The 20270-nt window shown below is 67.0% G+C and carries 21 protein-coding genes; 10 read left to right on the top strand and 11 right to left on the bottom strand.

The annotated features are described in order from the left end of the window. Window positions 1-3 precede the first annotated feature (3 nt). The 3 genes from NDI89_RS22515 to NDI89_RS22525 form a co-directional block, all read right to left on the bottom strand. Window positions 4-1086, bottom strand: coding sequence for a hypothetical protein (locus tag NDI89_RS22515; protein WP_277524918.1), 1083 nt, complete (start codon window positions 1084-1086; stop codon window positions 4-6). Between the two features lie 126 nt (window positions 1087-1212). After that, window positions 1213-2442 (bottom strand): M14 family zinc carboxypeptidase, encoded by a 1230-nt coding sequence (locus NDI89_RS22520; protein ID WP_277524919.1) that lies wholly within the window; start codon window positions 2440-2442, stop codon window positions 1213-1215. Window positions 2443-2504: 62 nt separating this feature from the next. Continuing rightward, a complete protein-coding gene (locus NDI89_RS22525; protein ID WP_277524920.1) occupies window positions 2505-3749 on the bottom strand; it encodes a serine hydroxymethyltransferase in 1245 nt (414 codons plus the stop codon). A gap of 127 nt (window positions 3750-3876) precedes the next feature. Between NDI89_RS22525 and NDI89_RS22530 the strand changes: the two genes are divergently transcribed. Next, the gene (locus tag NDI89_RS22530; RefSeq protein ID WP_277524921.1) at window positions 3877-4602 is read left to right on the top strand and encodes an HFX_2341 family transcriptional regulator domain-containing protein; all 726 of its coding nucleotides are present in this window, start codon (window positions 3877-3879) and stop codon (window positions 4600-4602) included. A gap of 49 nt (window positions 4603-4651) precedes the next feature. After that, window positions 4652-5668, top strand: a complete 1017-nt coding sequence (locus NDI89_RS22535; RefSeq protein ID WP_277524922.1) for a threonine aldolase family protein — start codon at window positions 4652-4654, stop codon at window positions 5666-5668. A gap of 20 nt (window positions 5669-5688) precedes the next feature. Here NDI89_RS22535 and NDI89_RS22540 read toward each other — a convergent pair whose 3' ends face one another. Together NDI89_RS22540 and NDI89_RS22545 are read right to left on the bottom strand one after the other, a co-directional pair. Further along, entirely contained in the window at window positions 5689-5835 is a 147-nt protein-coding gene (locus tag NDI89_RS22540; protein ID WP_226004998.1) for a DUF7859 family protein, read from the bottom strand. 356 nt (window positions 5836-6191) lie between these two features. Next, window positions 6192-6713: a metallophosphoesterase gene (locus tag NDI89_RS22545; protein WP_277524923.1), complete on the bottom strand. Its 522-nt coding sequence runs from the start codon at window positions 6711-6713 to the stop codon at window positions 6192-6194. Between the two features lie 154 nt (window positions 6714-6867). Here NDI89_RS22545 and NDI89_RS22550 point away from each other — a divergent pair, with 154 nt between their 5' ends. Continuing rightward, window positions 6868-7812 (top strand): cation diffusion facilitator family transporter, encoded by a 945-nt coding sequence (locus tag NDI89_RS22550; RefSeq protein WP_277524924.1) that lies wholly within the window; start codon window positions 6868-6870, stop codon window positions 7810-7812. A gap of 22 nt (window positions 7813-7834) precedes the next feature. Here NDI89_RS22550 and NDI89_RS22555 read toward each other — a convergent pair whose 3' ends face one another. Further along, entirely contained in the window at window positions 7835-8245 is a 411-nt protein-coding gene (locus NDI89_RS22555) for a hypothetical protein (RefSeq protein WP_277524925.1), read from the bottom strand. A 160-nt stretch (window positions 8246-8405) separates the two neighbouring features. Here NDI89_RS22555 and NDI89_RS22560 point away from each other — a divergent pair, with 160 nt between their 5' ends. Continuing rightward, on the top strand, window positions 8406-10556 hold the full coding sequence (locus NDI89_RS22560) for an ATP-dependent DNA helicase (protein WP_277524985.1): 2151 nt from the start codon (window positions 8406-8408) through the stop codon (window positions 10554-10556). A gap of 42 nt (window positions 10557-10598) precedes the next feature. Here the strand turns inward: NDI89_RS22560 and NDI89_RS22565 are convergent, their stop codons facing one another. The 5 genes from NDI89_RS22565 to NDI89_RS22585 form a co-directional block, all read right to left on the bottom strand. After that, window positions 10599-10916 (bottom strand): rhodanese-like domain-containing protein, encoded by a 318-nt coding sequence (locus NDI89_RS22565; protein WP_277524926.1) that lies wholly within the window; start codon window positions 10914-10916, stop codon window positions 10599-10601. Continuing rightward, the gene (locus NDI89_RS22570) at window positions 10916-11209 is read right to left on the bottom strand and encodes a sulfurtransferase TusA family protein (protein WP_277524927.1); all 294 of its coding nucleotides are present in this window, start codon (window positions 11207-11209) and stop codon (window positions 10916-10918) included. The genes NDI89_RS22565 and NDI89_RS22570 overlap by 1 nt, the downstream gene beginning before the upstream one ends. Before the next feature lie 52 nt (window positions 11210-11261). Then, window positions 11262-12434 carry a YeeE/YedE family protein gene (locus NDI89_RS22575; protein ID WP_277524929.1) on the bottom strand — a complete coding sequence of 391 codons (1173 nt, stop codon included), beginning with the start codon at window positions 12432-12434 and terminating at the stop codon, window positions 11262-11264. 260 nt (window positions 12435-12694) lie between these two features. Beyond that, the gene (locus tag NDI89_RS22580; RefSeq protein ID WP_277524931.1) at window positions 12695-13192 is read right to left on the bottom strand and encodes a 2'-5' RNA ligase family protein; all 498 of its coding nucleotides are present in this window, start codon (window positions 13190-13192) and stop codon (window positions 12695-12697) included. A gap of 76 nt (window positions 13193-13268) precedes the next feature. Next, on the bottom strand, window positions 13269-13463 hold the full coding sequence (locus NDI89_RS22585) for a DUF7554 family protein (protein WP_277524933.1): 195 nt from the start codon (window positions 13461-13463) through the stop codon (window positions 13269-13271). A gap of 85 nt (window positions 13464-13548) precedes the next feature. On the opposite strand from NDI89_RS22585, the gene NDI89_RS22590 reads away from it, so the two are divergent. From NDI89_RS22590 to argC, 6 genes are all read left to right on the top strand, one after another. Then, the gene (locus NDI89_RS22590; protein ID WP_277524935.1) at window positions 13549-14691 is read left to right on the top strand and encodes a helix-turn-helix transcriptional regulator; all 1143 of its coding nucleotides are present in this window, start codon (window positions 13549-13551) and stop codon (window positions 14689-14691) included. A gap of 360 nt (window positions 14692-15051) precedes the next feature. Continuing rightward, entirely contained in the window at window positions 15052-16281 is a 1230-nt protein-coding gene (locus tag NDI89_RS22595; RefSeq protein WP_277524937.1) for an argininosuccinate synthase, read from the top strand. Between the two features lie 2 nt (window positions 16282-16283). Further along, a complete protein-coding gene (gene argH, locus NDI89_RS22600; RefSeq protein ID WP_277524938.1) occupies window positions 16284-17837 on the top strand; it encodes an argininosuccinate lyase in 1554 nt (517 codons plus the stop codon). Window positions 17838-18065: 228 nt separating this feature from the next. Then, a complete protein-coding gene (gene lysW / locus NDI89_RS22605) occupies window positions 18066-18230 on the top strand; it encodes a lysine biosynthesis protein LysW (protein ID WP_005554620.1) in 165 nt (54 codons plus the stop codon). 88 nt (window positions 18231-18318) lie between these two features. Then, complete coding sequence (gene lysX, locus NDI89_RS22610) at window positions 18319-19194, top strand: lysine biosynthesis protein LysX (protein ID WP_277524958.1); 876 nt, start codon at window positions 18319-18321, stop codon at window positions 19192-19194. Beyond that, complete coding sequence (gene argC / locus NDI89_RS22615; protein WP_277524961.1) at window positions 19194-20270, top strand: N-acetyl-gamma-glutamyl-phosphate reductase; 1077 nt, start codon at window positions 19194-19196, stop codon at window positions 20268-20270. Before lysX ends, argC begins: the two co-directional genes overlap by 1 nt.

Raw genomic sequence — 20270 nt, forward strand, 5'->3', positions numbered from 1 at the left:
CGTTCAGTCGACTACAAACCCGTACTCGTCGGTCTCGTCCGTTCCGCGGCCGTCGCTCCGAGAGCCGTCCGTCGTTTCGAGACCGTCGCTCTCGAGGAACTCCTGAAAGAACGAGACGGTCGCGGCCGTCAGGACCAGCGCGAGCGGTGCCGAACCGAGCAACGCGAGCAGGGAGCCCGCGCCGCCGGCGCTCACCAGCAGGGACAGGACGAGCGAGGAGACGGCCCCGACGACGACGTGCCAGAGCGCGAAACTGAGCACCGGTCCGCCCGCGGTCGTGAGCCGAACGGATCGGCGAAACGCCTCGAGAAACGGGGTCTCGCCGACGACGAACAGGAACGGGACGGGGTAGAAGAGGTATCCGAGGACGATAATCGCCGGAATCGCGAGCACGACGAGCGGTGGCACGAGAACGAACACCGGGACGACCAGTAGAAACGCGCCGAACACGACGAGGTTGTACAGGACGAATCGCGGTGCGTAGGTGACGACGCACGAGCCGATGGCGACCGGCTCGTCGCGGAGTCGCCGATCGATCCCGCCAACGTACGCCGCCATCAGGATCGCGGAAATAACGCCGTACGCGACGAGTGCGAGGCCGAGCCAGACCATCGTCTCTGTGCCGATCGCCTCGAGCGGAACCTCGACGGTTTCGACGGGGGTTTCGATCGTCACGTCGGTGCCGCCGGCGCCGGTCGATCTCGTCGGGGTCGTCGATCCGCTCCCCGGTGCCGACTCGCCGAACGAGGGAGAACCGAACGACTCGTCGCGCGGCGATCCCGCGAACGGTTCGGACGGCTCGGGCGGCTCGGCGAACCGCCACAGGGTAACTAGCGGGCTGGGCAACAGCAACTCGAGGTTGATCGAGAACCCGCGACCGACGGGGCCGATCGCTCGTCGAACCTTCTCGACCTCGACGAGCGCGAGGAGCAACGGGACGGCGACGAATCCCCCGAGATCGCCGAATCGGTCGACGATACGGGAGACGTGGCGCGCGAACGGGTTCGAGCGACCGCCGCTCGAGCCTGTGGCGGCGGTCGACGGATCGTCGTCTGGAGGCGGTCCGGTATCGGGTGCGGGGACCATACGTCGCTGTACAAACAATTCCCAATTGAACGTTTCGCTCGACGCGATCCACAATGGGGGTTGCAGCCGAGATCGAGCCACAGTCCGAACCCGTGCGACCGGGCTAACAGCCCGACTGCACTCGAGTTAGCGAGCCGTCGCTCCGAGCGCGACGGCCAGATCCCGCCCGAACCGCCGTGCAGTCGACGGCGTCACGGGATCCGTCGCCGTTCCGACGTAGGGGACCTCGAGCGAGGCGGCCGGCTCCGCACCCAGCTGTGAACAGTACCGTTCGAAGGTGTGCAGCAACCCCGATTGGCTGTCGAAACTGGCCAGCCCGACGCCAGGACTCGCATCGTAGGTGAGCGTCGGATCGGTCTCGCTAGAGCGGGCCCGGGTCACGTCCTCGAGTCGCTCCGCGAGCCCCCGTAGTTCGTCGCTCGCCGCCGTCGGCTCGGTCACGAAGAACGGCCGGTCGTTGATGTCTCCGCCCCACTTGAACGGGCAGTGGAAATCGATCGCGAGCGAGAGCGACTCGAGCGACCGCAGGTCGTCGGCGATCGCCGACGTGGTCGGGTACAGCGGTGAGAGTTCGCTGATCTCGTTCGCGTCGACGTAATCGCGATTGTGGTCGTGGGGTCCGCGGTACTTTCCCTGGTCGCCGCGCTCGACGCCGTCGAGGTCGCCGAACGGGTAGGCGTGGACCCGATGGGTCTCGAGCAGCGGCTCCATCGCCTCGCTCTCGAGAAGTTCTCGAAGGACGCCCTCGAGGACGTACGACGCGGTCGACTCGCAGGCGTGGTGGCGGGCCGCGAGCGCGACGTGGCGGTCGGCGTCGGACGGCCCGAGACGGACGACCGGGACCTCCCGGCCGCCCGCGGTCGTCGTCAGCGTCTCGAGGGACAGTCGGGGGTCCGACTCGTATTCGAACGCGAACGCGTCGAAATCGGCGCGCTGATACGGGAACGACAGCGCGAACTGTACTCGCTCGCCGGCGTCGAACGCGTACCGGAACGCCGTCGCGTCGATGCGGTGGTCGGCCCCGAGCCAGCGCCACTCGTCCCATGCGCCGTTTCCGATCGGCCCGCCGCAGGGCATCGCCGTTCGCACCGCCGGCCCGCGGGGGCCGACCACTTCGTCGCTCGGGAACTCGATCCGGAGCGTCTGGTCCGCGTCGCTCTCCGCGTCGACGTACCAGTAGAACCACCGCCGCGTCGAATCCCGGATCTCGGGCTCGAGTCGAATCGCCTCGCCGTCGACCTCGAGGACGCGACCGTTGCCGCCGGGATGGGTGGTCCGAACCGTCACGGTCCCGTCGGTCGTCTCGAGATCGGAACCCGTGCCGGCGGCGGGTTCCGTCGCGATATCCGTCTCCATGCGGGACCGGTCGGAGCGAGTGACGATAAGTGGTCGCCCGTCTCCCTCGTCGTCGCTACTCGTCATTCGTACAGCGGAAACCGTTCGCAGAGGTCTGCCACAGTCGCTGCGACGTCGCTTCGGACGGCGGCGTCGTCGGGCGACTCGAGGACGCGCGCGATGCAGTCGGCTACCTCCGCCACCGCGGCCTCGTCGAAGCCGCGAGTCGTCAGCGCGGGCGTCCCCGCCCGGACTCCCGAGGGATCTTTCGGCGGTCGCGGATCTCCCGGCACCGCGTTCGCGTTCAGGACGATGCCGACCTCCTCGAGCGCCCGTTCGGCCTCGTTTCCGCGGAGATCATGCGTCTCGCGCAGGTCCGCGAGGACGAGGTGGGTGTCGGTGCCGCCGGTGGCGAGGTCGAACCCGCGGGCCTCGAGACCGTCTGCGAGCGCGCGAGCGTTCGCGACCGTCTGTTCCGCGTACGAGGCGAACTCGGGCTCCAGAGCTTCCTCGAAGCCGACCGCTTTGCCGGCGACGTTGTGCATCGCGGGACCGCCCTGAACCCCGGGCATCACCGCGCGGTCGACCGCCTCGGCGTGCGTCTCGTCACACATGACGATCCCGCCTCGGCCCGCGCGGATGGTCTTGTGGGTACTGCCGGTGACGATATCGGCGACGCCGACGGGCGACGCGTGAACGCCCGCTGCGACGAGCCCGCTGACGTGGGCGATATCGGCGAGGTGAACGGCGTCGGTCTCCGCGGCGACCGCCTGAATCCGCTCCCAGTCGACTTCGCGGGGATAGGCGGAGAAGCCCGAGACGATCATGTCAGGTTCGATCCGCTCGGCCGTCTCGCGGAGCCCCTCGTAATCGACGCGGCCCGTCTCCGGATCGAGACCGTACCGCTCCACCTCGAATATTCGGCCCGAGAGGTTTCCGGCGTGGCCGTGACTCAGGTGGCCCGCGTCGCGCAGGCCCGCGGAGAGGACGGTATCGCCCGGCTCGAGGACCGCGAGCATGGCCGCGGCGTTGGCCTGACTGCCGCTGTGGGGCTGGACGTTGACGTGGTCGGCGTCGAACAGCTCTCGTGCGTGTTCGATCGCGAGCGATTCGACCCTGTCGGCGTGCTCGCACCCGCCGTAGTAGCGGTCGCCGGGCGTTCCTTCCGCGTACTTGTTCGTCAGGACCGATCCCTGGGCCGCCAGGACGGCTTCGCTGACGTGATTCTCGCTGGCGATCATCGCGAGCGTGTCGCGCTGGCGCGCCAGTTCGTCCGCCAGCGCGTCCGCAACCGTCGGGGATGACGGTCGAACTCGATCGTGGAACACGGTCGGAGGATCTCCCCATAATATTATAATTTCTGTCATGACAGCGGCGATACCGTGTCATCGTTGTCAATACTGCCGACATCGACACCATCATTTTTGCACGGTCGGTCGATCCCGTATGGAACCGATGGCCGTCTCACAACGGGTTCACGTCGCGCCCGTCGGCTACGAGAACGACCGAATCGTCCTCCCCGCCGAGCGACTCGACGCCGATCGGATCGTCCTCCTCGAGTCGGCCGGCGACGACGAGTATCCCTATCCCGACCGGGTGCGCGAGCGCCTCGACGATCGGGGGATCGAGCACGCGAGCCTCGAGTGTGACATCTTCGACCTCTACGATTCGATCGGGACGATCGCGGCGGCGATCACGGCCAACGCCGACGACGAGGTGTACGTCAACCTCGCCTCCGGGAGCAAAGTGACTGCCATCGGCGGGATGATCGCCTGTATGGCGACCGGTGCGACGCCCTATTACGCCCGCGCCGAGCGCTACGGCGACGAAGCCGACGGCGTCAGCGAGGGGGTCGCGGAACTGTCGCGGCTCCCGACGTATCCGATCGACCGACCGTCACGCGAGCAGGTAGCCGTCCTGGCTCACCTCGAGGAGCAGGGGTCGACCTCGAAGAAACGTCTCATCGATTTCGGCCGGACGGCGGGGCTCCCCTTCCTCGCGGAGCACGACGCGAGCAACGTGAAAGCCGAGTACCGGCTGCTCGACAGCCACGTCCTCGAGCCGCTGGTCGCGGACGGCTACGTCGAACTCGAGGCCGTCGGGCGGCGGAAACGCGTTCATCTCACCGATCGAGGAGCGGACACGTTGCGAGCGTTCCGGTACGTGCTCGACGAGCGGTGACGGCGCGGACGCCGCCGAGTATTTCACCCACAACCGGGAACAGGACCACATGATCGACCTCCGAAGCGATACCGTCACGACGCCCGACGAGGCGATGCGCGAGGCAGCGGCCACCGCCGACGTCGGGGACGACGTCTACGGCGAGGACCCGACCGTGAACGAACTCGAGGCCCGCGTCGCCGACCGGCTCGGTACGGAGGCGGCGCTGTATCTCCCGACGGGGACGATGGCGAACCAGACCGCGGCCCGCGTCCATACCGAACGCGGACAGGAGGTCGTCGCCGACCGCCGGAGCCACGTCGTGAAGTACGAACTCGGTGGATTGGCTCAGCACTCGGGACTACAGGTGCGAATGCTCGACGCCGACCGCGGGGTTCCAACCCCCGAGCAGGTCGCTACAGCAGCGATCGACGAAGACCTGCATCGGCCCGGAACCGGCTTGCTCTGTCTCGAGAACACGCACAACGCCCGCGGCGGGCTCGCGATCGACCCCGGCAAAATCGACGCGGCGGCGACGGCGGCCCGCGAGCGCGACGTTTCAGTCCATCTCGACGGTGCGCGGCTGTTCAACGCCGCGACGGCGCTCGACGTCCCGGTCACCGAACTCACGGCTCCCGTCGACTCGGTCATGGTCTCGCTCTCCAAGGGACTCGGTGCGCCCGTCGGCTCGATGCTCGCGGGCAGCGAGGCGTTCGTCGAGCGCGCACGTCGAACCCGCAAGCTGTTCGGCGGCGGCATGCGACAGGCGGGGATCATCGCGGGCCCCGCGCTCGAGGCCCTCGAGAGCGTCGCCGACCTCGAAACGGATCACGAGAACGCGCGCGTTCTGGCCGACGGACTCGACGACGTCGAGGGCTTCGACGTCCAGGAGCCGGAGACGAACATCGTCCTCGCGGACGTCTCCGAGACGGGACTCGAGCCGGCGACCGTTCTCGAGCGGCTCCGCGATCGAGACGTGCTGGCGACGCCGTTCGGACCCACGACGGTTCGTTTCTGTACGCACCGCGACGTCGCTCGCGAGGATATCGAGCGGGCACTCGAGCGGATAGAAGCGTCGTTCGCTTGAGTGTGGCTCGAATCGCGGGGTTACTGATTCCCGCGCATGCCGTCGCGGAACTCGAGGACGGTCCGCCGGAGGAGGAGGTACGCGAAGAAGACCAACCCGAGCAGGATCAGGACGACCGCGATGATGACGGGATCGTCCGGGAGGAGGCCGGTGATGAGGTCCAGCATATCCGACGGCTACTCTGTCAGCGTGGTTAATCGTTTCGACCTCGATCGGCTGTATCCATCTCCGGTTTCGGTAGCTGAAACGCGATTTTCAGCTTGCACCGACTATAACGTCGGCCGAATCGTAGACCGAAGCGCGCCTCGATCGTCGGCCCGCGTGCCCTCCCCGCCCGTTCCGCGGGCCGCCTCCGAGATCGAGGTTGGCTGCCCGGATCACTCGTCCCCGATCGCGTCGATCGCCCGCGGACCGCCGGCCTCTGACACCCTCGCGGTACCGCGGCTCCCTCCCGTCGCCGATCTCCCGTCCAAGTCCCCCGCTGGCGCTCTCACGACACCCGCAGAGACGAGTCCCCGATTTCTCACGCCGTCCGAACGTCGAACGCTTCCAGAACGGTCCCGTCCGGTTCACGAATCTCGCCCTCGAGCGCCCCCGCCCTCTCGGTCGCCGGCTCGAGCGTGGCGAACCCCGGCCGATTCCCGCGCGGGTCGGCGTGGCTCCCGGGATTCAGCAAGACGGTGTCTTCGGTCTCGACGACCGTCGGTCGGTGGCTGTGCCCGAAGACGACGACGTCGGCGTCTCGAGACCGGCCGAACATCGCGAGGCCGGTCTCGCCGCCGTCACGGCGGTGAGTGGCGGCGAACCGGGCACCGCCCGCCTCGACGACGCGGGCCGTCGGCAGCCGGTCGCGTACCGCCGCGCTGTCGGCGTTGCCGTGAACCGCGAACAGGCGGTCACACTCCCTTTGGAAGGCCTCGAGTGCAGTTTCGCTCGTGAAATCGCCGGCGTGAATGACGGTGTCGGCCTCGCGGGCCGCGGTCAGGGCCTCGCCCTCGAGTTCGTGGCCGTCGCTGCTGTGCGTGTCGGAGAAGATCGCGATCATGGTCTCGCTTCGCCCGTCACTGACAGGTCCCTTTCGGATGCGATCGCCACTGCGGCCCGGATCGGGAGCCGGAGACATCCCCGGCCCCGAACGGGGGCGCGGCCGGCTCTAGAACCGCTTACACTTTTGGGGGACCCCTTCGTAGTCGCCGCCGATGGCCAGTAGCACTTCCGTCGTTCTCGCAGCGCTGTTCGCGAACGGCGCGATCGCGATTCTCAAGTTCATCGGCTTCACACTCACCGGGAGCCCCGCCATGCTGTCGGAGACGTACCACTCGATCTCGGACACGGGGAATCAGGTCTTCCTGTTGATCGGGATCAAGTACGGTGCGCAGGAAGCGACTCGAGAGCACCCGTTCGGCCACGGGAAGGCCCAGTTCTTCTACAGTCTGCTCGTGAGCATCATGCTCTTCGGCATCGCCGGCTGGGAGAGCGCCCGCCACGGTCTCAGTGCGCTGCGAGAAGGCGGCGTTCACCGCGCCAGCGAGGACGTCACGCTGTTCGGCGCGAGCTTCGATCCGGTTTACGTCAATTACGCCGTGTTGATCGGCGCGATCCTCTTCGAATTCTACGCGCTCTGGAAGGCCTACCAGGGTATCAGTCGCCAGATGGACGAGCACGACTGGACGACCCTCCGCGAGGCGTTCAAGAAGACCAGCGACGTGACGACCCTGACCGCGCTCACCGAGGACTCCATCGCGCTCGCCGGTGCGGGGATCGCGCTCTTCGGCATTTACCTCACTCGGACCACCGGAAACCCGATGTACGACGCCGGTTCGGCCCTCATCATCGGGATCATGCTGATGGGCTTCGCCCTCGCGCTCGGCTGGCAGAACAAGCGACTCATTCTCGGGGAGAGCCTCGCGAGAGACGACGAGGACGAGCTCCGACGGATCGTCGCCGACTGGGACGGCGTCACCGACCTCGTCGATCTCCGGACCGTCTACTTCGGTGCCGAGGAACTGCTCGTCACCGCCGACGTGGCGTTCGACCCCGACCTCGACGCCGAGACGATCAACGAGCGCATCACGGGGATCGAACTCGCCCTGATGGATCACGACGATCAGGTCCGGAAGGTCTACATCGAGCCCGAGACGTAGCCGCCTCGCCCGCCCTGACGCTCTATTCTTCGCGGTCCTCGTCCGTATCGTCGTACCCCGCCACCACCGTCGATCCCGGCGGTCGATCGTTCAACACCGCCGTCACCGTCGTTCCGTCCAGGTCCACCGTCGACTCGAGCGCCTCCCAGCCGTCTTCCCGTTCGACGGCGACCGCGACGTCGGTCGGACTCGCGCCGGGGGGCAGCTTCGAGGGATCGTAGACCAACGCGATCCTGACCGCTTCGACCGCCTTCACCGCCTCGAGCCCGACCAGATCGACGGGATCGGCGAGCGCGTCGACCGGCGGCTCGCGCCCGCTCTTCGCGAGGCCGAACTCGTCGGGGACGACGCCCGCGACGAGTTCCACGCGAGCCCCCGCTTGCTCGAGTGTGTACTCCGCCACGTCGTTCGAATCGTAGCCCGGAATAGCCATACCGGAGACTGGGACGCGAGACACATGTCCCTGTAGCGCGCGTTCGCCGGCCGGTGGTACTTGGCGCTCTCCCGGCGGGTCGCGGAACCGACCGAGTCGAGACGAATCCTTTTATCGCATCGCGAACCTATCGTCACGTGTGTCCGAGACAGCCGGGTACATGCGCTTTTTCCCGTACGACCAGCCGTACGAGAACCAGCGCAAGGCGATGGACCGCATCTACAACTCCCTCCACCAGGGACGGGACGTCCTCTTCGAGGGGGCCTGCGGGACCGGCAAGACCCTCTCGTCGCTGATTCCGGCCCTCGAGATCGCTCGCGAGGAAGACAAGACGGTCGTCATCACGACGAACGTCCACCAGCAGATGCGCCAGTTCGTCGCCGAAGCCCGCGCGATCACCCGCGAGGAGTCCATCCGCGCCGTCGTGTTCAAGGGAAAGGCCTCGATGTGCCACATCGACGTCGGCTACGAGGAGTGTCAGGCGCTGCGGGACAACACCCGCGCCGTCGTCGACGCCGAACGCGACCGCGAACAACTCGAGCGCCGACAGCGCGAACTGCTCGCGGAGAGTCAGGACGGCGACGGCTCGGCCGCCGACGCCCGCTCGGCCGTGATGGACGAACTCGACGACATCGAGGAGCGACTCGAGGATCTCGAGGAGCAGAACGTCTGTGACTACTATCGCAACAATCTCACGGGAGACACGGACGACTTCTTCGGCTGGCTCTTCGAGGACGTCCGCACACCGGACGATATCTACGAACACGCCGAGGAACGGCAGTTCTGCGGCTACGAGCTCCTGAAGGAAGGACTCGAGGGCGTCGATCTGGTCGTCTGTAACTACCACCACCTGCTGGATTCGACCATTCGAGAGCAGTTCTTCCGGTGGCTCGGCCGCGATCCCGAGGACGTGATCGCCGTCTTCGACGAGGCCCACAACGTCGAGGACGCGGCCCGCGAGCACGCGACCCGAACCTGCTCCGAGCGCACCTTCGACTCCGCGCTGGACGAGCTGGCCGACACCGACGATCCGCGCTCTGAGGACGCCGCGAACGTCCTCTCGGCCTTTCACCGCGCGCTCGTCGAAACCTACGAGGACTCGTTCGGCTTCGGCGATCGCGAGGGGATCGGCGACAACTGGTCCGACGTCCCCATCGCCAACGACGATCGGAAAGACGACCTCACGCTCGAGTTCCTGCAACGGTACTCCGGTCGCGGGATCGAGGACGACCTCGAGGCCGCGATGAAGCTGGGACAGGAGTTAGACGAACAGTACGAGGAGGCCTACCGCGAGGGCGAGACGGCCACGCGCACGGAGTGTCAGACCCTGCAGGCCGCCGGCTTCGTCAGCGCGTGGATGACCGAGAGCTCGGCGGAAGGGCTGTATCCGGTCGTCTCGGTCACCCGAGACGCCGGTACCGACGAGATCTACGGCCGCGCGGAACTGTACTCCTGCCTGCCGCGGCAGGTGACCGGCCAGCTGTTCGAGGAAGTCTACGCCACCGTCCTCATGAGCGCGACGCTGCAGCCGTTCGACGTCACCGAGAACGTCCTCGGGCTCGAGGACGCGGTGACGATGGCCTACGGGCTGCAGTTCCCCGAGGACAATCGTCGAACATACGCCGTCGAGACGCCGCCGCTGTTCTCCTCCGATCGCGACGATCCGGCGGTCCAGGAGGACGTCACGGAGACCATCCACGACGCCGTCCGGATGACGCCCGGCAACACGCTCGCCTTCTTCCCCAACTACGGCGAGGCGGGTCGGTACGCCGACCGGCTCGAGCGCCGGACCGACCGGACGGTCTATCTGGACGAGCCGGGCGTCTCCGTCGAGGACCTCCGCACGCAGTTCGTCGCGGACGACGACGCGGTGCTCTGTACGTCGCTGTGGGGTACCCTCGCGGAGGGGGTGAGCTTCGACGGCGACGACGCCAACACGGTGCTGGTCGTCGGCGTTCCCTACCCGCATCTGGACGATCGAGCGGAGGCAGTTCAGGAGGCCTACGACGTGGCCTTCGACGGCACCGACACGGGCTGGCGCTACGCCGTCGAGATCCCGACGGTCCGCAAGACCAGACAGGCGCTGGGGCGGGTCATCCGGTCGCCGGAGGAGGTCGGCGTCCGGGCACTGCTCGACCGGCGCTACTCGCGGGACGCGAAGTCGGATCTCGGCAAGTACAGCGTCAACGGCACCTTCCCACACGAGGAACGCGAGGAGCTGATCGACATCGGTCCGGACAAACTCAAATTCGCGATGCTCAACTTCTACGGCGGCCACGACGAGTACGATGGCGAGCCGCCGTCACCGTGAGACCGCGTCAGACCGCCAGTACGTCGCTGCGTCTGCTGCGAATCAGTCGGCCGTCGAGGACTCGAGGGGCTCCCACGCGTCGTAGCCGCCGGCCATGCTCGCGACCCGCTCGGCGTCGCCGTACTCTTCGATGAGGCGAGCGGCCTGGACCGAGGTCTGGCCGATGTAACAGTAGACGACCACGTCGTCGGCCCAGTCTCGGTCGACGACGGTCTCCTCGAGTTCCTCGATGCTGACGCGTTCGGCACCGGTGAGGTGGCCCTCGGCGTAGTCCTCGTCGTCGCGGATGTCGAGGAGGTCGAAGTCGTCGTCCCGCTCGATGCGTCGGCGGACCGTTTCGGGGCTGAGTTCGTCGACCATTATCGCTTCCGGAGGTAGATGCGGTAGACCGCGTCGCCGCTGCGCCACACCTGCGCGTCGGCGTCGTCGCCGACGGCCCGCGGCACGTTTTCGGTACACGGGACGTGATCGGTTTCCTGGACCAGAAGGTCGCCCGAGTCGATCTCCTGAAGCCCCTTCTTGGCCTCGACTTGCGGGTAGGGGCAGACCTCGCCCATCATGTCCTGGACGAGATCGGCCTCCTCGAGGAGTTCGTCCGCTCGGTCGTCGCTCAGTTCGTCCGGCGCGTTCGTGACGTCGTCGATGGATGGCATCGTATCGTGTGTCCGTAGTCGGATCGGTTTGTAGTTGGCGAACGATTCGTCTTCAGATAGCACAGCCGACGTCGCGGTAGATCCAGTGGGTCATCACGTAGACGCCGGCGACGATGCCGACCGCCGCGATGAACGAGTGGATCGAGAGCTCCGCGATGCCGGAGTAGATGTTGCCGATGTTGCAGCCGGGGGCGAGCCGCGAGCCGGCTCCCATCATGAGGCCGCCCACGACGGCGTTCGGGAGGCGTCGACGCTTCGGGACCCGGACCGAAAAGTCACCGCTCCAGAGGGCGGCGACGAACGCGCCGACGATGACGAAGGCGATCATCACCATGTCGACGGTTATCCCGACGCCCTGGCCCCGAAAGAGGACCGATCCCCAGTAGTCGAACGACGCCGCGTCGACGCCGACCTGCGAGAGGAGATACCCCGTCCAGCGCGCCTCGGGACCGGTGACGCCGACGATGGACACCTGGCTGAACCAGAGCACCGCGGCGGCGGTGATCCCGAGCGCGGCGGTCCGCGGATCCCACGGCCGCTTGCTCGAGGCGATGGGATTGCGCCACGCGCGGACGAGGCCCCGGACGTACGCCGCCGTTCCCCGACCGAACTGCCGGAGTCCCACGACGGGCGCGAGGAGGGCGGTCGGGTTGAGCTGTGCCACGTCGGCGCGCTCCCCGAACGCGGCGGCGGTCGACGACCGCCCGGTCAGCGTGGCGTAGACGAGCAGGCCGCCGATCGCGACCGCGAGAGCTACGAGCCCGCCCGGGACGGACGTGAGTTCGAACAGGGTCGCGCCCGTTCCGAACGTGAGCGCCTCGAAGTACGTGCTCTCGAGCGTCGGGAACGCGACGGTGAACCCGGCGTAGCCGACGCCCATGAACAGCAGGGTGAGCCAGAACTGGAGATACCCTTCACCGGCGCGGTAGAGCGTGCCGCTGGCGCAGCCGCCGGCGTAGGTCATGCCCACGCCGAAGACGAACCCGCCGAGGAGGCCGGTCAGCCCCCAGTCGGGCGTCCAGAACCCCTGATAGTAGCCGAATTGATAGGCGATACCCCAGAAGACCATCGTCAGAAGCGTCGCAGCGAGCACGCCCTTCGTGACTCGAGAGTCCTTGTACGCGAAGAAGTCCCGAAAGGCGTTGACGAAACAGAATCGCCCCTTCTGGAGGAAGGCTCCGATGGCGATTCCGACGACCGCTGCGACGAGTAGCGTTGCGACCACACCGGAGCAAGCCGCTCCGACGACTTAACGCGCAGCCAGCCGGACAGGACTACCCTGACTATTGACGGGGCGAAGATCCGGATACGAGCGATACGGGGACCGAACGCGGCGAATATTCGAAAACCCGCGCTGACTTACCGCCACAGGTAGCTGCGGTATTTGTGAGTACCGACAGAATCGATTTCCGATGGAGTCGGCGGTCTCGAATCGCGGGCCGATCGGCCCTGCGCTTCGTTCGTTCCTCGAGCCCGGGCAGCGAGCTACGACAACGAGACCCGGCTCACCGACGGCTCCTCCCCGCCGTCTCGGAACTCGAGTTCGCTCACCGTCCACCGGATCGGTTCGATCTCCCGGTCCGCGAGCCGTTTCGCGGTCTCGAGGTCGCCGCCGCGAGCGAGCGTCACGTGCGGGACGTAGTCGGTCCCCTCGAGTCCCTCGGCGGTCTCGAACGCGTCGGTGAGGTCGGCGTGAATCCCCTCGAGCCCCGGACTCTCGACGGCCAGGTAGACGACCGGTGCGGAGCCCAGCGGCGGGTCTTCGAAGTAGTCGATTCCCGTAATTTCGGCCTCGACGGCTGCGGTCCCCTCGAGGGCGCGGTGGGCGCGGTGCCGGAGCCGTGCGACGTGGTCGGCCTCGCCGAGCCGCTTGAGCAGACACGAGTGGTCCTCGCGGACGGTCTCGAATCCGATCAGATCCGGGTGGAGCCGGTTCGCGAGCTGACGGACGCGACCCGGGACCGGGACGGTGACGCTGTACACTTCGGCCGATATTTGGTCGATGCGGCCATCAGTCTGGTGGTCTCTCGCGGCGGAGACGGGCCGCCGGCAGATCGCCTCAGAGCCGGTCGAGCAGCCAGAGGACGATCAGCACCGCGATCGCGAGCTGAACGACGATGAAGAACGGGCCGAGCAATCCCGCGATACTACCGAGTATCGCTTGCACGATCTCGAGGACGAGTAAAACGGCGATCAGCCCGAGGACGATCTTCAACAGCGTTTCGACCTCGAGTTCACCGCGTGTATCGGCCATACGATCACGCACGAGTGACAGTCTGAAAAACACACCGCTCCGCGGTCGGAAAGACCTATCTGAACGGCTCTGGCATATCGTAGTAATGGACGTGAGGGGGCTGCGGGCCCTGATCTGTGTGCTCGTGGTGGTCGCAACTTCGATCGCGTTCGCTCCGGCGTCGATCGGTGTCGCGGATGTCGGGGTGCAGCGAGCGACGCTACAGGACGAGCCAGACGGTGGCGGAGAAGAGGCGAGCGCGACGCCGGAACTCGGCGAGGCGGATCAGATCCACACGGACGTGTTCATCGCCGAAAACGGGTCGGCACTGGTGACCGTCGACTATCAGTTCCAGCTCACCGACGAGAACCGTTCCGCCGAGGAGTGGGAGAAACTGCAAGCGAACGTCTCCAACAATACGGACTGGTACGTCGACGAGGAGCAACGAGGGTGGAACGATACCCTCTCGAAGGGGGAGAACGAAACCGGACGGGAGATGGAGATCTCGAACGTTTCTATCTCCACTGAGACGGATTCCGCGCCGGAGGAGATCGGCCACGTGATCGTCACCTTCGAGTGGTCCGAGTTCGCGCTCGTCGAACTCAACCGGATCGAGGCCGGTGCCGCGCTCTCCGGGTTTACCCTCTCCGACGGCACGACGTTGCAACTCCGCTGGCCGGAGGAGTACGCCGTCTACGAGAACGAGGGCGAGCCACAGATCGACCCGTCGCCGGCGGGCTCGTCCGAACTCGACGGGGCGGTCACCTGGAACGGCGAGGAGACCGAATTCACGGACGAGCAGCCGCGGATCGTTCTGATCGAGAACGGTGACGCGGCCGCTGACCCGTCGCCGTCCGGGGACGGACCGGCCATGCCGTGGGCCATCGTCGCTCTCGCCCTCACGCTGCTTGCCGTCGTCGGCGCAGCCGGCTGGTTTATCGGGCGGAACCGATCCGGTGACGCCGGGGCCGAGGGTGAGTCCGGGACCGTCCAACGGACCGACGGGTCGGTCGAAGCCGAGTCGAACGCAGCCAGCGGCCCGCCGCCCGAACTGCTGAGCAACGAGGAACGGGTTCTGCGGCTGCTCGAGGAACGCGGCGGGCGGGTCAAACAACAGGAGGTCGTGTCGGAACTCGAGTGGACCGAGGCCAAGACGAGCCAGGTCGTCGGCGAACTGCGCGAGAACGACGAGATCGACGTGTTCCGAATCGGGCGGGAGAACGTGCTGGCGCTGCCCGACGAGGAGTAGCGTCCGCGTTCGGTTCTCGGTTCCCGCCGCGTTCTCCGGTCCGTCGCCGAATCCCCGGCTGCAGACCGCAGGGAGCGCGATGTAGCAGGATTTAATACTCTGGGACCGATGTTCCCTACCAATGAGCCTCCCCGTCGGTACCGCGCTCGCCGTTCCCGGTACCGACGGGTCCGTCGCTCGGCGGCGACCGCGGCGACTCCGACCGGGCCTTTGAGCCCGTACTATACTACTCCCATTGTCCCGGTTCGTTTCACCATTCCCGAAATCCCATTATTTTCGGTTAGCAGCGTCTCTGTCGGCATTTTACGGGATCTAAACCAACGTCCTTAAGTCTCTCCTGGGGTTTCACTCGAGTACGATATGACCCGCGTTGCACTCGCGTTCTCGGGCGGCCTGGACACGACCGTCTGTGTCCCGCTGCTCGAGGAGGAATACGGATACGACGACGTGATCGGCGTTACCGTCGACGTCGGCCAGCCGGCCGAGGAGTTCGACGAAGCCGAAGCAACCGCCGAGGCGCTCGGCCTGGAACACTACGTCGTCGACGCGCGAGAGGAATTCGCTCGACTCTGTCTCGAGAGCGTTCGCGCGAACGCGACCTATCAGGGCTACCCGCTGGGAACGGCCCTCGCCCGTCCCGTGATCGCGAAGGCGATCCTGGAGGTCGCGGAGGAACAGGACTGTACCGGTATCGCCCACGGCTGTACGGGCAAGGGCAACGACCAACTGCGCTTCGAGGCCGTCTGGCGCGACTCGGATCTGGAAGTCATCGCCCCCGTGCGTGAACTCGGGCTCACCCGCGAATGGGAGAAGGAGTACGCCGCCGAGAAGGACCTCCCCGTCGAGGGCGGCAGCGGCGGCGACTGGTCGATCGACACCAACCTCTGGAGCCGCTCCGTCGAAGGTGACGACCTCGAGGATCCCAACTACGTCCCGCCGACGGACATCTACGCGTGGACCCAGGATCCCTCCGACGAGACCGAGGAGATCGAGATCACCTTCGAGAACGGCTACCCCGTGGCCGTCGACGGCACGGAGTACGAGCCGGTCGAACTCATCGAGTACCTCAACGAACTCGCCGGCAGTTACGGCGTCGGTCGCACCGACATGATGGAAGACCGCATGCTCGGGCTGAAGGTGCGCGAGAACTACGAGCACCCCGGCGCGACGACGCTGCTGAACGCCCACGAGGCCCTCGAGGGCCTCGTCCTGACTCAGGAGGAGCGTCAGTTCAAACAGCAGATCGACCAGCAGTGGTCCCAGAAGGCCTACGAGGGCCTGATCGACGCGCCGCTCGTGAGCGCGCTCGAGGCCTTCATCGACGAGACCCAGAAGCGCGTCACCGGTACCGTCACGATCCGCTTCGAGGGCGGCCAGGCTCGTCCGGTCGCTCGCGACAGTAAGTTCGCGGCCTACTCCGCCGAACACGCCTCCTTCGACACCGAGACGGTCGGGAAGATCAAACAGGAAGACGCCACCGGCGTCGCGAAGTACCACGGCTTCCAGCGCCGCCTCGCGAACGAGGCGATCGCCGCGAACGCGGACGAGGAAGTCGAGCTCGCGACCGACGGCAGCGGAGACGACGAGTAATCATGACCGAGGAGAGCGCTCACGACGGACCCGAACGCGGGCCGGACGTCGCTCCCGACGGCGGTGAGCGATCCAACGGATCGCGAGCCTCGTCGGATCTCCGATCCGACGGCGGTTCCGACGAGGGTGTCGTCCGACGGGACCGCTTCAGCGGCGGCCCCGCCCGGAGCTTCCTCTCCTCGCTCGACGCGGACGAACGCATTTTCGAGGCCGACCTCGAGGTCGACCGCGCGCACACGGTCATGCTCGCCGAGCAGGGTATCATCGACGACGACGTGGCCGGACGGATTTTGACCGCCCTCGACGCGATCGAGGTCGACGGTCACGGGTCCCTGCCCGACGGCGAGGACGTCCACGAGGCCATCGAGACGGCCGTCATCGAGGGGGTCGGCGCGGACGGCGGGAAGATGCACACCGCGCGCTCGCGCAACGACGAGGTCGCTGCCTGCATCCGGTATCGCCTGCGCGAGGACGTCCTCGAGGCGATCGAGACGACGCTCGCGCTGCGTGAATCGCTGGTCGACGTCGCCGAGGCGCACACCGAGACGATCATGCCCGGCTACACCCACCTCCAGCCCGCTCAGCCGACCACCGTAGCACACTGGGCGCTGGCCTACGAGGGCGCGGTTCGCCGCGACACCGAACGGTTGCTCGAGGCGTACGACCGAATCAACGAGTCGCCGCTGGGCGGTGCCGCCTTCGCGGGGACGACGTTCGACATCGACCGCGAGCGCACCGCCGAGTTGCTCGGCTTCGATGGACTCGTCGAGAACTCGATGGACGCCGCCTCGAGCCGGGACTTCCTGCTCGAGACGGTGCAGGCGCTGTCGACGCACGCGACGACGCTGTCGGGGCTGGCGGAAGACGTGATCATCTTCGCGAACCGTGGCTTCGTCACCTTGGCGGACGACTACTCCTCGACGTCGTCGATCATGCCCCAGAAAAAGAACCCGGACACGCTGGAACTCGTCCGCGCGGTCGCGGGCGACGCGGCCGGCGGCGTGCAGGGGCTGACGACGACGCTGAAGGGACTGCCCCGCGCGTACAACCGCGACCTCCAGCGGGCGACGATTCACGCCTGGGAGACCGTCGACGCGGTCACCGAGGCCAGCGAGGTCGCGGCGGGGGCGGTCGCCACCGCCGACTGGAACGAGGAGACGCTGGCCGCCGAAGCCGGCGAGGGGTTCTCCACGGCGACCGGCGTCGCGGATCTGCTCGCGGCGAACGGCTTGCCGTTCCGGACGGCGCACGAGTTGGTCGCGATCGCAGCCGACAACGGGGCGGACTACGACGCGCTCGAGGCCGCCGCACAGGAGGTGCTCGGCGACTCCCTCGAAGCGTACGTCGACCCCGAAGCCGTCGAAGACGCGCTCGATCCGGCAACGAGCGTCGCGAGCCGCGATTCGCGGGGCGGTCCCGCCCCGGAAGCGGTCGCGACCCAACTCGAGTCGGCGAGCGAGGCGCTCGCGGCCGACGGGGACGCGCTCGCGGACGCGACCGACGCGCTCGAAACGGCACGCGAGACGCTCCGCTCGGAGGTGAACGGCTATGTCTGAGTCGTTCGCTCGAGCGCTGCGGGTCGTCCACCCCGCGAGCTCCCGGGCCGTCGATCGACCGACTCGACGACGGTCCCCGCGAGGGGACTACCTACCTACTTCATGATATGTCAAATTAGATGTGCGGCATTATAGCGTCTACGGCCCGTTAGCGGGTAGTGCAGTTAGTGTAATTTTGCTGTTAAGTTCGAAGGGTTTAAGGGATCCCGGCACCCACGTGCGAGTACAATGACCGAATGCGTCGAGTGTGGGGCTGAAGTGTCCCTGCACGACGATCTGGAAGTGGGAGAGATCGTTGACTGTACGACCTGTGGAGCCGAGCTGGAAGTCGTCGACACGGAGCCGCCAGTCCTCGAGCGGGCCCCCGAGCTCGAAGAGGACTGGGGTGAGTGACCTTGCAGACGGGCGCGATACCGACCCGCGCTGCACACACGGCTCGCGGAGCGCGTAGCTCCGCCGTCGCCAACGAGAGGTGGCTCGCGTGAACGTCGGCATACTCTACTCGCGGATCCGCAAGGACGAGAAGCTCCTCCTCAACGAGCTTCGCGAACGCGATCACGAGATCACGAAGATCGACGTTCGGAAACAGACCTTCGACATCTCGGAAGCGCCCGCGGCGTTCGACGGCCTCGATATCGTCGTCGACCGCTGTCTCGCCACGAGCCGGAGCCTGTACGCCACGCAGTTCTTCGAGGCCTACGGCATCCCGGTCGTCAACAGCCACGAGACTGCGGACATCTGCGCCGACAAGGTGAAAAACAGCCTCGCGCTCGAGGGCGCGGGCGTCCCGACGCCGGCGACGAAAGTCGCCTTCACGAAGGAGACGGCCATGGAAGCCATCGAGGACTTCGGCTACCCGTGCGTCCTCAAACCCGTCGTCGGGTCGTGGGGCCGCCTGATGGCCAAGATCGATTCCGAGTCGGCCGCCGAGGCGATTCTCGAACACAAGGCGACGCTCGGCCACTACGAGCACAAGGTATTCTACATCCAGGAGTTCGTCGAGAAGCCCGGCCGCGACATTCGCGTGCTCGCGGTCGACGGCGAGCCCATCGCCGCGATGGTCCGCTCGTCCGATCACTGGATCACCAACGCCGCGAAAGGAGCGGAGACGGACGTCTTCGACCTCGACGACGAGGCGCTCGACCTCGTCCAGAAAGCCAGCGACGCCGTCGGCGGCGGACTGCTGGGCGTCGACCTCATGGAGACCGGTGACTCGTACACCGTCCACGAGGTCAATCACACCGTCGAGTTCAAGGCCCTCGACGAGGCCGTCGAAACCGACGTCGCCGGTACCGTCGTCGACTGGCTCGAGCAGACGGCCCAGGCGGCGGATCCGGAACTCGAGGTGACCGCCTGATGGCGGTCGGCACCGAGACCGGTGCGGACGAGAACGCCGAGACGATCACCGCGAGCGTCATCGGCGGGAGCGGCTTCACCGGCGGCGAACTCCTGCGGCTGCTCGCCGGGCACCCGAACTTCGCGATCACCGAGGTCACGAGCCGGTCGAAGGCCGGCAAGAGCGTCGGCTCCGTCCACCCGCCGCTGCGCGGATCGGACCTGCGCTTTACCGAACCCGAGGACCTCGAGTCCGTCGACGTCCTCTTCGCGGCGACGCCACACGGCGTCTCGATGGGTCGGATCGACGACTTCTTCGAAATCGCGGACACCGTCGTCGACCTCTCGGCGGACTTCCGCCTCGAGAGCGAGGCCCAGTACGACGAGTGGTACGACGGCCACGAGGCCCCCGAGTACCTCGAGAAGGCCGAATACGCACTCCCCGAGATCAACCGCGACAATCTCGAGGGGGCCGACCTCATCGCCGGCGGCGGCTGTAACGCCACCGCGACGATCCTCGGCCTGTACCCGCTCTTCGAGCACGATATTCTGGAGGGCGGCGAGCAGATCGTCGTCGACGTGAAAGTCGGCTCCTCCGAAGGGGGAGCCGGCGGCGGCGAGGCCTCGAGCCACCCCGAGCGCTCGGGCGTCGTGCGCCCGTACGCGCCGACCGGGCACCGCCACGAGGCCGAGATCGAGCAGTTCCTCGACACCTCAGTCGCCTTCACCTGCCACGCCGTGGACATGATCCGCGGCGCGAGCGCGACGAACCACGTCTTCCCCTCGGGTCCCGTCTCGAAGGGCGACCTCTGGCAGGCCTACCGGGGCTGCTACGAGGACGAACCGTTCGTCCGCATGGCCGCCGGCGGCTCCGGCGTGTATCGGTATCCGGAACCCAAGGCGGTCGCCGGGACCAACCTCGCCGAGGTCGGGTTCGAACTCGATCCCTCGAACAAGCGCGTCGTCGTCTTCTCCGCCATCGACAACATGATGAAAGGCTCCGCGGGACAGGCGGTCCACGCCGCCAACGTCGCGCTGGGGCTCGAGGAGACGGCCGGCCTCGAGTTTACGGGACTGCATCCCGTGGGGGCACCCTGA

The sequence above is a fragment of the Natrinema salsiterrestre genome (assembly GCF_029502005.1).
In the GTDB taxonomy this organism is placed as follows: Archaea; Halobacteriota; Halobacteria; order Halobacteriales; family Natrialbaceae; genus Natrinema; species Natrinema salsiterrestre.

Coding starts and splice junctions, on each gene's coding strand:
- NDI89_RS22545 (WP_277524923.1), bottom strand. CDS start 6,713: ATGATCGCGATCTTCTCCGACACGCACAGCAGCGACGGCCACGAACTC.
- lysW (WP_005554620.1), top strand. CDS start 18,066: ATGACCGAATGCGTCGAGTGTGGGGCTGAAGTGTCCCTGCACGACGAT.
- NDI89_RS22595 (WP_277524937.1), top strand. CDS start 15,052: ATGACCCGCGTTGCACTCGCGTTCTCGGGCGGCCTGGACACGACCGTC.
- NDI89_RS22520 (WP_277524919.1), bottom strand. CDS start 2,442: ATGGAGACGGATATCGCGACGGAACCCGCCGCCGGCACGGGTTCCGAT.
- NDI89_RS22535 (WP_277524922.1), top strand. CDS start 4,652: ATGATCGACCTCCGAAGCGATACCGTCACGACGCCCGACGAGGCGATG.
- NDI89_RS22555 (WP_277524925.1), bottom strand. CDS start 8,245: ATGGCTATTCCGGGCTACGATTCGAACGACGTGGCGGAGTACACACTC.
- NDI89_RS22560 (WP_277524985.1), top strand. CDS start 8,406: ATGCGCTTTTTCCCGTACGACCAGCCGTACGAGAACCAGCGCAAGGCG.
- NDI89_RS22590 (WP_277524935.1), top strand. CDS start 13,549: ATGGACGTGAGGGGGCTGCGGGCCCTGATCTGTGTGCTCGTGGTGGTC.
- NDI89_RS22530 (WP_277524921.1), top strand. CDS start 3,877: ATGGCCGTCTCACAACGGGTTCACGTCGCGCCCGTCGGCTACGAGAAC.
- NDI89_RS22550 (WP_277524924.1), top strand. CDS start 6,868: ATGGCCAGTAGCACTTCCGTCGTTCTCGCAGCGCTGTTCGCGAACGGC.
- NDI89_RS22540 (WP_226004998.1), bottom strand. CDS start 5,835: ATGCTGGACCTCATCACCGGCCTCCTCCCGGACGATCCCGTCATCATC.
- argC (WP_277524961.1), top strand. CDS start 19,194: ATGGCGGTCGGCACCGAGACCGGTGCGGACGAGAACGCCGAGACGATC.
- argH (WP_277524938.1), top strand. CDS start 16,284: ATGACCGAGGAGAGCGCTCACGACGGACCCGAACGCGGGCCGGACGTC.
- NDI89_RS22565 (WP_277524926.1), bottom strand. CDS start 10,916: ATGGTCGACGAACTCAGCCCCGAAACGGTCCGCCGACGCATCGAGCGG.
- NDI89_RS22570 (WP_277524927.1), bottom strand. CDS start 11,209: ATGCCATCCATCGACGACGTCACGAACGCGCCGGACGAACTGAGCGAC.
- NDI89_RS22585 (WP_277524933.1), bottom strand. CDS start 13,463: ATGGCCGATACACGCGGTGAACTCGAGGTCGAAACGCTGTTGAAGATC.
- NDI89_RS22515 (WP_277524918.1), bottom strand. CDS start 1,086: ATGGTCCCCGCACCCGATACCGGACCGCCTCCAGACGACGATCCGTCG.